Annotated in this window: 13 protein-coding genes, 2 tRNA genes and 1 other RNA gene; 4 read left to right on the top strand and 12 right to left on the bottom strand. The window is 71.1% G+C overall.

Translation table 11 applies throughout. The annotated features are described in order from the left end of the window. Positions 1-45: 45 nt before the first annotated feature. The 5 genes from ACJ7VY_RS04155 to dnaX all read right to left on the bottom strand — a co-directional run bounded on the left by ACJ7VY_RS04155 (position 46) and on the right by dnaX (position 4,718). Positions 46-1,344: a hypothetical protein gene (locus ACJ7VY_RS04155; RefSeq protein WP_409476415.1), complete on the bottom strand. Its 1,299-nt coding sequence runs from the start codon at positions 1,342-1,344 to the stop codon at positions 46-48. 32 nt (positions 1,345-1,376) lie between these two features. Continuing rightward, the gene (locus ACJ7VY_RS04150; RefSeq protein WP_104938202.1) at positions 1,377-1,727 is read right to left on the bottom strand and encodes a histidine triad nucleotide-binding protein; all 351 of its coding nucleotides are present in this window, start codon (positions 1,725-1,727) and stop codon (positions 1,377-1,379) included. A 51-nt stretch (positions 1,728-1,778) separates the two neighbouring features. Next, entirely contained in the window at positions 1,779-2,378 is a 600-nt protein-coding gene (gene recR / locus ACJ7VY_RS04145; RefSeq protein ID WP_104938201.1) for a recombination mediator RecR, read from the bottom strand. Between the two features lie 93 nt (positions 2,379-2,471). Further along, the gene (locus tag ACJ7VY_RS04140) at positions 2,472-2,792 is read right to left on the bottom strand and encodes a YbaB/EbfC family nucleoid-associated protein (RefSeq protein WP_104938200.1); all 321 of its coding nucleotides are present in this window, start codon (positions 2,790-2,792) and stop codon (positions 2,472-2,474) included. A gap of 6 nt (positions 2,793-2,798) precedes the next feature. Further along, positions 2,799-4,718 (bottom strand): DNA polymerase III subunit gamma/tau, encoded by a 1,920-nt coding sequence (gene dnaX / locus ACJ7VY_RS04135; RefSeq protein ID WP_409476414.1) that lies wholly within the window; start codon positions 4,716-4,718, stop codon positions 2,799-2,801. A 331-nt stretch (positions 4,719-5,049) separates the two neighbouring features. On the opposite strand from dnaX, the gene ACJ7VY_RS04130 reads away from it, so the two are divergent. Both ACJ7VY_RS04130 and ffs read left to right on the top strand, forming a co-directional pair. Continuing rightward, a tRNA-Ser gene (locus tag ACJ7VY_RS04130) sits at positions 5,050-5,142 on the top strand. A gap of 74 nt (positions 5,143-5,216) precedes the next feature. Continuing rightward, positions 5,217-5,313, top strand: an RNA gene (ffs, locus tag ACJ7VY_RS04125) — signal recognition particle sRNA small type. 147 nt (positions 5,314-5,460) lie between these two features. Here the strand turns inward: ffs and ACJ7VY_RS04120 are convergent. Further along, positions 5,461-6,225, bottom strand: a complete 765-nt coding sequence (locus ACJ7VY_RS04120; RefSeq protein WP_409476413.1) for an MBL fold metallo-hydrolase — start codon at positions 6,223-6,225, stop codon at positions 5,461-5,463. After that, on the bottom strand, positions 6,225-6,974 hold the full coding sequence (locus tag ACJ7VY_RS04115; RefSeq protein ID WP_104938197.1) for a 3-deoxy-D-manno-octulosonic acid kinase: 750 nt from the start codon (positions 6,972-6,974) through the stop codon (positions 6,225-6,227). The genes ACJ7VY_RS04120 and ACJ7VY_RS04115 overlap by 1 nt, the downstream gene beginning before the upstream one ends. Positions 6,975-6,996: 22 nt before the next feature. Between ACJ7VY_RS04115 and ACJ7VY_RS04110 the strand changes: the two genes are divergently transcribed. Next, complete coding sequence (locus ACJ7VY_RS04110) at positions 6,997-8,043, top strand: glycosyltransferase family 9 protein (protein ID WP_409476412.1); 1,047 nt, start codon at positions 6,997-6,999, stop codon at positions 8,041-8,043. A 21-nt stretch (positions 8,044-8,064) separates the two neighbouring features. Here the strand turns inward: ACJ7VY_RS04110 and ACJ7VY_RS04105 are convergent, their stop codons facing one another. Continuing rightward, positions 8,065-8,463 carry a DUF6165 family protein gene (locus ACJ7VY_RS04105; protein WP_161614832.1) on the bottom strand — a complete coding sequence of 133 codons (399 nt, stop codon included), beginning with the start codon at positions 8,461-8,463 and terminating at the stop codon, positions 8,065-8,067. A 111-nt stretch (positions 8,464-8,574) separates the two neighbouring features. Next, positions 8,575-8,665 (bottom strand) — tRNA-Ser (locus tag ACJ7VY_RS04100). 208 nt (positions 8,666-8,873) lie between these two features. Between ACJ7VY_RS04100 and ACJ7VY_RS04095 the strand changes: the two genes are divergently transcribed. Further along, a complete protein-coding gene (locus ACJ7VY_RS04095; RefSeq protein WP_293764688.1) occupies positions 8,874-9,578 on the top strand; it encodes a PP2C family protein-serine/threonine phosphatase in 705 nt (234 codons plus the stop codon). Positions 9,579-9,615: 37 nt separating this feature from the next. Here ACJ7VY_RS04095 and dnaQ read toward each other — a convergent pair whose 3' ends face one another. Genes dnaQ through ACJ7VY_RS04080 form a run of 3 tightly spaced genes read right to left on the bottom strand, consistent with a single transcriptional unit; the run spans position 9,616 to position 11,408 of the window. Next, on the bottom strand, positions 9,616-10,341 hold the full coding sequence (gene dnaQ / locus ACJ7VY_RS04090; protein ID WP_293764691.1) for a DNA polymerase III subunit epsilon: 726 nt from the start codon (positions 10,339-10,341) through the stop codon (positions 9,616-9,618). Positions 10,342-10,349: 8 nt separating this feature from the next. After that, positions 10,350-10,802 (bottom strand): ribonuclease HI, encoded by a 453-nt coding sequence (rnhA, locus tag ACJ7VY_RS04085; protein ID WP_313247570.1) that lies wholly within the window; start codon positions 10,800-10,802, stop codon positions 10,350-10,352. A gap of 21 nt (positions 10,803-10,823) precedes the next feature. Further along, positions 10,824-11,408, bottom strand: a complete 585-nt coding sequence (locus tag ACJ7VY_RS04080) for a class I SAM-dependent methyltransferase (RefSeq protein ID WP_161614831.1) — start codon at positions 11,406-11,408, stop codon at positions 10,824-10,826. Positions 11,409-11,457 lie beyond the last annotated feature (49 nt).

Genomic DNA, 11,457 nt, shown 5'->3' with positions numbered 1-11,457 from the left:
TTAAACGCCGCCTTCGGGCGGCGTTTGCCGTTGTGGCCGCAGGGCTCACTCCGGCCTGCGGAGCGTCCAGTCGCCGTGGCGCGCGCCGGGCTGCAGCGCCCAGCCCGGCGCCAGCGTCAGCACCCAGCCCTCGCCTTCCCAGCCGGCCGCCGTCTGCCGCACCCCGGCGTGGGCCACCGACAGCCGCTTCCAGTCGGTGGACAACAGCCCATCGCCGCGCACCTCCAGCACGCCCCAGGCGGCCGCGGCGCGGATCACGCCATACACCGCGCCCTGCGGCGGCAACGGCGTCACCCGGTTCGGATCGAAACTGAAACTGGCACCGTTGACCGGCACGGCCAGCACCGGGCCGTCGACCAGGCGCGCGCGCAGGGCAGCCACCACGCCGGCCTGGTGCCGCGCGCGGGCCTGCTCGGCGGCCGCCACCTCGGCCAGGCCATGGCGCGCGCCCGCACGCCGGAAGGCGGCATCGCCGGCATCGGCCTGCATGCCCAGCGCGGCCGCGAGCAGCCCTGGCAGGCCGTCCTGCCGGTTCCAGCGACTGCGCCAGCCCGGCGCGGCACCGTCCAGCAGGACACCATAGGCCGGCCCGGTGTAGTAGGCGAAGGAACGGGCGTAGGCCGTCACCGCGTCGCCGCGGCGCAGATGCGTGGCGAGCCGGGCCTGCAGCGCGTCGTCCTGCGCGAGGATGCGCCCGGTGTACTCGGCGATGCCCTCGTGGCGCTCCATCGCATCCTCGGCGGCAGCCGCCTGCGGGAACCGCGCGTGGCGCCAGGCGCGGAAGGTCATCGCGTCGGCAATGGCCTGCCGCTGCTGCTCCGCGCCGGTTGCCTCCAGCGCCGCCGCCAGCGCACGCAGCTCCAGCCGCAGCGCCGTGCGTCCCTGCTCGGTCTCCAGCTGGTCCTGGTCGGCGTGGGTCGCGGCCAGCCCGATTCCGGCCTGGATGCGGTGCCAGGCCTCGTGCATGAGCAGGATCGAGCGGGCCGCCGGGTCTTCGGGCAGCGGCAGCATCAACATGGTCCAGGTGCGCCCGTTCCAGCCCACGGCGGTATTGGCGACCGGGACGTTGTCGGGCAGGCGGCCACGGAACACCGGGCCGTCGCGTTCCAGTGCGGTATCGGCCCCGTCCATGCTGGCAACCAACTGGCGGCTGGCCGGATCGACCAGCAGCACCGGCCCGCACAGGCTCACCCCCCAGGCCTTGCCGTCATCGGCCGCGCACAACTGCTGCATGCGCTGGAAGACCGCGCCCGCCGCCGATGCGTCCGGCAGCGCCTGCGCGAACCCCACCGACGGCAGCGCCAGCAGCAACAGGCCGATGCACCGGCGGAGGCGACCGCACACGGCCCGCATCGCCGGGTGCCGCGGATGCCGGCTCATGCCGCGCCGAAATGCCCCAGCGGCGCGCCGGCCAGCAGGTGCAGGTGGATATGGAACACCGTCTGCCCGGCATCCTCGCGGCAGTTCATGACAATGCGGTAGCCGTTCTGCGCGAAACCTTCCCGACGCGCGTACTCGGCGGCGGCCAGCGCCAACTTGCCGACCAGGTGCGCCTGCGCCGGCTGCAGGTCGTCCAGGGTGGGGATGACCTCGTTCTTGGGAATGAACAGGACATGCACCGGCGCCTGCGGGGCGATGTCCTTGAAGCCCAGCACCTCGTCGTCTTCGTAGACGATGCTGGCGGGAATTTCGCGGCGGATGATCTTGCCGAAAATCGTATCGGTCATGCGGCGGCTCACTGGCGTTGAACGGCCTACAGCTTACCGCCCCGCCGTGGCCTATTCGCCGATTTCGCTGCGGCTGCCAAAGGCGTGCGAGAGCGTGCCGCGGTCCACGTATTCCAGCTCGCCGCCCAGCGGCAGGCCCTGCGCCAGCCGGCTCGGCCGCACCTTGTGGCGGCGCGCCAGCTGCGCCAGGTAATGCGCGGTGGCTTCGCCCTCGACGGTGGAATTGGTGGCGATGATCAGTTCCACCACTTCGCCCTGCGCCAGCCGCGCCTCCAACTGGTCCAGGCCGAGTTCGCGCGGGCCGATGCCGTCCAGCGGCGACAGCCGCCCCTGCAGCACGTAGTACAGGCCGCGGTAGCTGGTGGCGTGCTCGATGGCCAGGCGGTCGGCCGGCGACTCCACCACGCACAGCGTCTCCCGCTCGCGGCTGGCGCTGGCGCACAGCGGGCACACCTCGGCCTCGCTGAAATCGCGGCACTGCGCGCAGTGCCCGATCCGCTCGATCGCCTCGCCCAGCACCTGCGACAGCCGCAGGCCGCCATCGCGCGCGCGCTCGAGCACGTGGTAGGCCATGCGCTGCGCACTCTTCTGGCCGACGCCGGGCAGCACCCGGAAGGCCTCGATCAGTTGTTCCAGCAGCGGCAGGCTCATCGCATCGGGCTCATGGTCGAAACGAACGCGCGAAGCCCGGGGGCTTCGCGACGTGGGCAGTACGGGTGGCCGGGCGCGGCCGGCACAGCGTGATCAGAACGGCAGCTTCATCCCCGGCGGCAGCTTCATGCCGGCCGTGGCCGAGCCCATGCGCGCCTGCGACTCGGCATCGATCTTGTTGGAGGCGTCATTGAACGCCGCGGCGATCAGGTCCTCGACCATCTCCTGGTCGGACAGCACCGACGGATCGATGCGCACCTTGCGGCACTCCTTGCTGCCGGTCAGGGTCACGCTGACCATGCCGCCACCCGCACTGCCGGTGACTTCCAGCTTGGCCAGTTCTTCCTGGGCCTTCTGCAGGTTCTCCTGCATCTTCTGGGCCTGTTGCATCAGTTGGGCGATATTGCCGCGCATGGTTTCCTACTCTTCAAGGGGACGGATGGAATCGGGCACGACCCGGGCGCCCTGCGCGAGCAGGTGCTGCACCTGGGGGTCGGCCATGAAAACGGCCTCGGCCGCATTCTGTCGCTCGCCGCGCTGGCGGTCGGCGCGCTCGTGCAGGGTTTCGGCCGGCGCGTTGCCGGTCTCGATCACGATCTTCGGCGCGTTGCCCAGGGCCTGCGCCAGGGTCTGCGCCAGCGCGCCCAGCGAACGTTCGGACTGCAGGTATTCGAAGCCCGGCAGCAGCGCCAGCCGCAGCACGCCGTTGTGGTAACCGACGAACGCGGCGTTGGCGGCGAGCTCGCGCGAGGGCCCGGACAGGCCGCTGGTGGCGACCAGGTCCAGCCACTGTTCCGCGTTGTCCAGCGCGCGCGCCGGTTCGCCTGCCGCGGCCGTTGCCGGCGCCGCAGGGCGCGCGGCCGGCGCGATGGCGATGCCCTCGGCGCGGAATGGCGACGGTGGCGCCTGGCGTGGCGCCGGCGGCATGGAATCGGCCACCTCGTGGTGCGCCTGCGCCGCGGCGGTTTCCTCCATCCATGGCGGCAGGTCGTCGTCCGCGCGCGCCTGCACCGGGTTGGCGGCCGGCGCCGGGGAAAGCGACGACGCATCGGCCTGCGGCGCGCGCGCCGCCAGCGGCACCACGTCTTCGCGCTTCGGGGTCGCGTGGGCGGGAACGGGGTCGGCGACCGGCACAGCCGCCACCGGCTGCGCCGCCGGTGCAGCGACGGCAGCCGCGGTCACGGCAGGCGTGGAACCGCCAGCCGACGACGACACCGCCCCGGTCCCCGGACCTTCGCCTTCCGGCACCGCCGGCACCGCACCGGCCGGGCGGAACGCCAGCATGCGCAGCACGGTCATTTCGAAACCGGCGCGCGGGCTCGGCGCCAGGTGCAGGTCGCGGCGGCCGCCCAGTGCCATCTGGTACCACAGCTGCACCACCTCCGGGCGCAGCCGCGCGGCGAACGCCACCGCGTCGATGCCGTCACCGGGCACCGGCGCGCCCGGCACCAGCTGCTGTACCTGGATGCGATGCAGGGCTTCGGCCAGCGCGTCGAGCACGCCGCTCCAGTCCGGCGAGAAATCGGCCAGGGTCGCCACGACCTGCAGCAGGCGCGCGCCGTCGCCCGCCGCCAGCGCGTCGAGCATCGCCGCCACCTGGGTGCGGTCGACGGTACCGAGCATCGCCCGCACCACGTCGTCGCGCAGCGCGCCGCCGGCATAGGCGATGGCCTGGTCGAGCAGCGACAGGCCATCGCGCAGCGAACCGTCGGCGCCGCGCGCCAGCTGGGTGATCGCGCCATCCTCGAACTCGATCTGCTCGGCACCCAGGATGCGCGTCATCTGCCCGCGGATCTGCTCCTCGTCCAGGCGCTTGAGGTTGAACTGCAGGCAGCGCGACAGCACGGTGACCGGCAGCTTCTGCGGGTCGGTGGTGGCCAGCAGGAACTTCACGTGCTCCGGTGGTTCCTCCAGCGTCTTCAGCAGCGCGTTGAACGCCGCCTTGGACAGCATGTGCACTTCGTCGATCAGATAGACCTTGTACTTGCCGCGCGACGGCATGTACTGCGCGTTCTCGATCACCTCGCGCACGTCGTCCACGCCGGTGTTGGACGCGGCGTCGATCTCCAGCAGGTCGATGTAGCGGCCGGCGTCGATGTCCAGGCAGGCCGGGCACTGGCCGCACGGGTCGGCGCTGGTGCCATGCTCGCAGTTCAGCGATTTGGCGAAGATGCGCGCGATGGTGGTCTTGCCGACGCCGCGGGTGCCGGTGAACAGGAAGGCATGGTGGACGCGGCCGCTGTCCAGCGCATTGCTCAACGCGCGGACCACGTGTTCCTGGCCCACCAGCTCGGCGAAACGCTTCGGGCGCCACTTGCGGGCGAGGACGAGATAGGACATCAGGCAACCGTCTTCATCTGAACCCACATTGTGCCACGCCCCCGCTCCGCCGGCCCGCCCCGGACAGGGACGCGGCGGCGGCCGCTGAATGGATGGGCCGCGCCCGGCGCCGGGACGCGCACAGGCCGCCAACGGCCGGGGAACAGCGCCGGTCGCCGGCGGCCCGCCCCGTGCCGGCATGATGGATCGGCCGCGGTGCCGCGGCACCGGCGCCACCCCGCCGGGCGCGCGCGATGGCCCGGCGCGCGCCGCCGCACATTCGACTTGTGGCCGCAGCGCCGGCCCTATAGAATCTGCGCCCCTGCAGCGCCTTCGGGAAGCGGCAGGTCACGGAGAGGTGTCCGAGTGGTTGAAGGAGCACGCCTGGAAAGTGTGTAAGCGTCTAAACCGCGCTTCGGGGGTTCGAATCCCCCTCTCTCCGCCAGATTCATGCGTCCGGTCTTGATCCGGAACAGTTAACCCGGGCCGCGCGATGCGCGGCCCGCGTCTATGGTGGCCCCGTCGGCCCCTCGCGACGCTAGGTCGAAAATCCCGCCAGGGCCGGAAGGCAGCAACGGTATCGATCGACGCGGGCGCCGAGGTCAGCCGGCGGGGCCGCCACCTTTTTGGGCACCCGGCGCGCCCTTGCTCACGCCTGTGCATACCTGAGCCGGCGCATGCCGCGCGGAGCAGGATTCCTATGCTGCCCGATGGCGGTTCATGCGAGCATGCGGCCGCCGGCGATGCCGGCAGGCAACCCGGTTCAGCCCTGGAACGGCAGCGCCCGCGGCGCGGTGGGTTCGGCCAGTACCAGGCATTCGCCGGGATCGGCCACGCGGTGGCCGCGCGCGCGCAGCGCCTGGCCATCGGCCGCGCTGGCGTAGTGGTACAGCACCATGCGCGCCTGCAGTTCCGCCGGGTACTCGCGCTCCAGGTCGTCCACGCCGGTATGCGACGGATTGCCATGCAGGCCGCAGTCGTGGGCGACCAGTTCGCCGTCATCGGCATGGCGGGCCAGCATCTCCGGGATCGGCCGGGTATCGCCGGTCCAGACCAGCGCGCCCTGCAGGCGCAGGCCCCAGGCGGTCTCCGGCCAGTGATGGCGTACCGGGAACACCTCCAGGCGCATGCCGTCATGCCAGAACGCCTCGCCGACCACCACCAGCTGGAACGCATCCCAGAAATTGGCGCCGCCTTCGGCGAGCACGTTGGGGTAATCGCCGACGCGCCGGTGCAGCAGCGGCACCAGCGGCGCCGGCACGTACAGCCGCACCCGCCCGCGTCGCCCCAGATTGAAGTACGCATCGACGAACAGCCGCTCGAAGCCGGCGACGTGGTCCAGGTGCACGTGGGTGACGAACAGCGCATCGGGCATCGCGCCATAGCGGGCCCGGTAGGCGGTCAGCCCTTCGCCGCCGCAGTCGATGGTCAACCACGGCCGGGCGTCGCGCTCGATCACCGCCATCGGCGAGCCGAGTTCCACCGCCGAGGCATTGCCGACCCCGAGGAAGCGCAGCGACCACTCCATCACACGCCCCGGTTCCAGGCCAGGTCGTAGGCGCGGCGCAGGCGCGCGAAGTCCTTTTCCACGTCCTCGCGGCTGCGCTCGCCGCGCAGCTTGAGCAGCGAGCGCAACAGGCGCTTGAGGTTGCGCTCGCGCCAGCGCGTGGCGGGAATGCGCAGCACGCCGCGGTCGAAATCGATCAGCCAGCCATGGCCACCGGCATCGAACAGGATGTTGTGCGCGTTGAGGTCGGCGTGATCCAGCCCGGCGCGATGGAAGCGCGCGACCAGGCGCCCGGCTTCCTCCCAGGGCGCGCCACGCCCGGCCACCAGCGCGCGGTCGGCCAGCGAGCGCACGCCATCGAGCCGCTCCATCAGGATCGCCGCGCGGTAGCTGGCGCCCTGGCGCATGTAGAACGCCGCCAGCGGCCGCGGCACCGGCAGTTTCAGCGCGATCAGCTTCCGCATCAGGCGGAATTCGGCAAAGCTGCGGGTACGGTCGGCGCCCTGCCACAGGTAACGATCGCGGCTGAGCCGGGCGGCGACGCCGCCGCGCAGGTAGTGGCGCAGCACGCAGTGGCCGAACGCGGCGTCCACGAACCATGCCCCACCGCGCCCGCCCTCGCCTACCGGGCGCGCCCGCCCACCCCAGTGCGCAGGCGAAAACAAGCTGGTTTCGGCTTGCCGCAGGTGTTGGCGGTCGAACAGAATGGCACCATAGCCGCGGCCTTCGCGGCAAGGCGTCAGCGCTTCAGTGGCGTCGAAAGCGACCATTCACCGCGAGTCTAACAACACCATGCCTCCAGCGTCCTCCCCCCTGTGCCTCCTGCGGCTGTCCGCGCTCGGGGACGTGACCCACGTGGTCCCGCTGGTACGGACGCTGCAGCAGGCCCGGCTGGGGGTGGAACTGCACTGGGTGATCGACAAGGCCGGACACCGGTTGCTGGAGGGCCTGCCCGGCGTGGCGTTCCATGTCTACGACAAGAAATCCGGGCTGGCCGGCATGCGCGCGCTGCGGCGCGAGCTGCCCGCCACCGGTTTCGCTGCGCTGCTGCAGATGCAGGTCGCCTTCCGCGCCAACGTGCTGTCGGCCTTCATCCCCGCCCGGCGCCGCATCGGCTACGACCGCGCGCGCTCCAAGGACCTGCACGGGCTGTTCATCAACGAACGCATTCCCGACCGCCCCGGCATCCACGTGCTTGATGCGATCGGCAGCTTCTGCGAGCCGCTGGGGCTGAAGCAGACCGCGGTGAGCTGGGACCTGGCCACGCCCGCCGACGCCCACGACTGGGCGCGCGCGCAGTGGGATGACGACGGCCGCCCGGTGCTGATGATTTCGCCCTGCTCCAGCCATGTGCGCCGCAACTGGCATGCCGACCGTTACGCGGCGCTTGCCGACCATGCCGCCGCGCGCGGCTGGCGGGTGGTGCTGTGCGGCGGCCGCAGCGAGCTGGAACGGCACACCGCCGACGCGATCCTGGCGGCGATGCGCGCGCCGGCGCTGGATCTGGTCGGCCGCGACACCCTCAAGCAGTTGCCGGCGCTGCTGGCCCGCGCCAGGCTGCTGGTGACGCCGGATTCGGGGCCCATGCACATCGCCAACGCGGTCGGCACCAAGGTGCTGGGCCTGCATGCGGCCAGCAACCCGGCGCGCAGCGGCCCGTACTCGGACCGGCGCTACTGCGTGGACCGCTACGACGATGCGGCGCGGCGCTTCCTGCGCAGGCCCGCCGCCGACCTGAAATGGGGCACGAAGATCGAGTTCGACGGGGTCATGGACCTGGTCACCGTGGACGATGCCATCGCCGCGTTCGAGCGCTACGTCGCCGACCACGCGGGCTGAGGCCCGCCGCGGCGCGCAGGCTCAGCGCGCGCGGTAGTCCGCGTAGGACTTCTCTTCCACGTACCCCGAACCCAGGGCCAGGTTGATCGCCTTCTTGATCCGCGCGCGCTCGTCGTTCTGGAAGTACACGCTGCGCGCCAGATCGACGAACCCCGCGTCGAACGCCTGCGCCTTGTCCTTGAGCCGGATATCGTCCTCGATGTCCCACAGCCGCTCGTTGACCGCCTTCAGTTCGGCGCGCAGGCCCTCGATATCGCGGCTCGCCGCCGGGTGTGCGCTCCAGGTGCGCTCCAGCGCGGCCAGTTCGTTGCGCACGTTCGCCAGTTTGCCCGCATCGCTCATGCGCTCGGATTTGATCTGCAGGATCGAGATCTTGTCGAGCAGTTCGCCGAAGGAGACGGGCACCAGGATTTCGGACATGACGGATACCGGGGAAGCGGAGGAAGCAGTGTAGCGGCCGGCGCCGCCGCGCGTGGTGCCGCGCTGGCGGCCGGAAACGAAAACGGCCCCGTCGGGGGCCGTTTCCAGATCTGGCGGGAAGGGGGGGATTCGAACCCCCGATACGCTATTAACGTATGCCTGATTTCGAGTCAGGTACATTCAACCACTCTGCCACCTTCCCGGTGGTTCCCGGCGTACCGGGCTGCGAATGATACGAGGCCTTGGCAGCGCGGACAAGCTGTTTTTTCATCATGCGCGGGTGAGGCTGCCCGCCGGGGCCCCGCCGCCGCATCCGCTGCCCGGCCGGCGCGCGGGCGGCTCTTGCCGTGTACCGGTGCGGACGCGATGATGAAAAGCCTCTCCGCTGAAACGGCCCGCCGCGGGCGCCCATGATCGAATTCGGACACCTCAGCCACGTCGGCCTGCGCCGCCAGCTCAACGAGGACACCTATTACGGCGACGGCGAACTGGGGTTGTGGCTGGTCGCCGACGGCATGGGCGGCCATGCCTGCGGCGAAGTCGCCAGCGCGCTGGCGCGCGAGGCCATCGTACGCGAGGTACGCGGCGGCACCCCGCTGCCGCAGGCGATCCGCATCGCCGACGAGGAGATCATCCGCGCCTCGCGCCGGCGCAACGACAGCCTGCCCATGGGCACCACCGTGGTCGCCGCGCGGGTGCAGGGCCACCGCTTCGAGGTTGCCTGGGTGGGCGACAGCCGCGCCTACCTGTGGCGGGACGGCAAACTGGCCCAGCTGAGCCAGGACCACAGCTACGTGCAGGAACTGATCGCCCAGGGCTCGCTGACCGTCGAGCAGGCCCGCGCCCACCCGCACCGCAACGTGGTCACCCAGGCACTGGGCGTGACCGATCCGGCCCACCTCAACGTCGCCACCATGACCGGCGAACTGCGCCCGGGCATGCAGCTGCTGCTGTGCAGTGACGGCCTGACCGAGGAAGTGGACGACCGCAGCCTGGCGCAGACCCTGGCGCAGGCCGACTGCAGCGCCCAGGAATGCGTGGACACGCTGGTGGCCGCGGCGCTGGACGGCGGCGGTTCGGACAACATCACCGCACTGCTGGTCCGCTGCCACTGAGCAGTGCCCGTCGGCGCGCGGGCGTCGTCGCCCCGCGTTACGCGCCGGCCGCTTCCTCCGGCCTGGCGCCATCCCACCACGCATGCCCGGCCTTCTTGCGCAGGCGCTCCAGGCGCACCTGGTGTGCCTGGAGCTCGGAGGCCGTGGCCACCACCACCGGACGCGGCAGCAGCGCCGCGGCATCGAAGGCCTGCAGCATGCCCGTCGCGCCGCGGACCTCGGACTCGGGCAGGCCGAAGCCGATCTCCTCCTGCCCCGAGGTCAATGCGATGTAGACGTCGGCCAGGATCTGCGCATCGAGCAGGCCGCCATGCAGGTGCCGGTGCGAGTTGTCCACGCCCAGGCGCTTGCACAACGCGTCGAGCGAGTTGCGCTGGCCGGGGAAGCGCTCGCGCGCCATCGCCAGCGTATCGGTGACCGTCACCCGCTCGGCAAGCGGCCCCCGGCCCAGCAACGCCATCTCGTTCTCGAGGAAGCCCATGTCGAAGGCGGCGTTGTGGATGATCAGCTCGGCGCCGTCGACATAGGCCAGGAACTCGTCCACGACCTCCTCGAAGCGCGGCTTGTCGGCCAGGAACTCCAGGCTCAGGCCGGTGACTTCCTGGGCGCCGGCCTCGAACTCGCAGTCGGGCTTGAGGTAACGATGGAAATTGTTGCCACTGGGCCGGCGCTCGAGCAGTTCGACGCAGCCGATCTCGACCACGCGGTTGCCCTTCTTCCACTCCAGTCCGGTGGTTTCGGTATCAAGGACGATCTGGCGCATGGCCCACCTCAATTGCTTGCGGCGCCGTCGCGCACGCGGATTGCGGCATCGCGGGCCAGCTGGTCCACGCGTTCGTTGTCCGGATCGCCATTGTGGCCCTTCACCCAGCGCCATTCGATCTGGTGGCGCTGGGTGGCCGCGTGCAGGCGTTCCCACAGGTCGCGGTTCTTCACCGGGTCGCCGCCGGCGGTCTTCCAGTGCCGCCGCACCCAGCCCGGCATCCATTCGGTGATGCCCTGGCGCACGTACTGCGAATCGGTCTGCAGCATGATGGCGCACGGCTCGTTGAGCGCCTCCAGCCCGGCGATGGCGGCCATCAGCTCCATCCGGTTGTTGGTGGTATGGGCCTCGCCACCGGACAGCTCGCGCTCATGCGCCTTGTAACGCAGCAGCGCCGCCCAGCCACCCGGGCCCGGATTGCCGAGGCAGGCACCGTCGGTATGTATCTCGATTGATTTCATGTCTTTCCGTTGTATGAAGCGTCAGGTCGCCACCGGCCCGCCCCAGCCCACCGGGCGGGCGGCTTCGGGGCCGATGAAGGCCGCCGCACGCTTCTCGAATTCCAGCACGCAGACCGCCCGCAACGCCGGCAACGCCTTGCCGGCGGCCGGCCCGGCCTCGTTCCACAGCGGCCCGAAATGGCGCACCGAGCGGATCCGCAGCCCCTCGCGCCGCAGCCGCGACTGGCAACGCGTGGCCGACGGCGGGCGGGCGCCCTGCCATTGCCAGCGGGCGCGGTAGGGGCTGTAGCGGTTGAGCAGGGTCATCCACAGCCGGCCGCCGGGCATCAGCACCCGCGCGCATTCGGCCAACAGCGGCTCCAGGTCCACCGCGGCCACATGCTGCAGGATGATCGCGTTGACCGCTTCGGAGGGCAGCGGCAACGGCAGGGCGCAGGACACATCGCCGCTCCAGCCGTGCCCATCGGCGGTCCGGTGCAGGCGCACCCCGCGCCCGATCGGCGCCTCCGCCGGCAGCCAGGTCGCGCAGGGCGCCAGCCACAGCCACGGCTGCGCGGGAAACCCGCTGACCTGCTCGAGCAGATGGCGCTGTTCGGCGGCCCGCATCGCCGCCGCTCCAGCCTTCTCAAACCAGGCCGAGACTGCAGCTTGACGG

The sequence above is a fragment of the Stenotrophomonas sp. Y-13 genome, assembly GCF_046267925.1.
Taxonomy (GTDB): domain Bacteria; phylum Pseudomonadota; class Gammaproteobacteria; order Xanthomonadales; family Xanthomonadaceae; genus Stenotrophomonas; species Stenotrophomonas acidaminiphila_A.
This window is presented reverse-complemented; position numbering and strand designations above follow the sequence as displayed.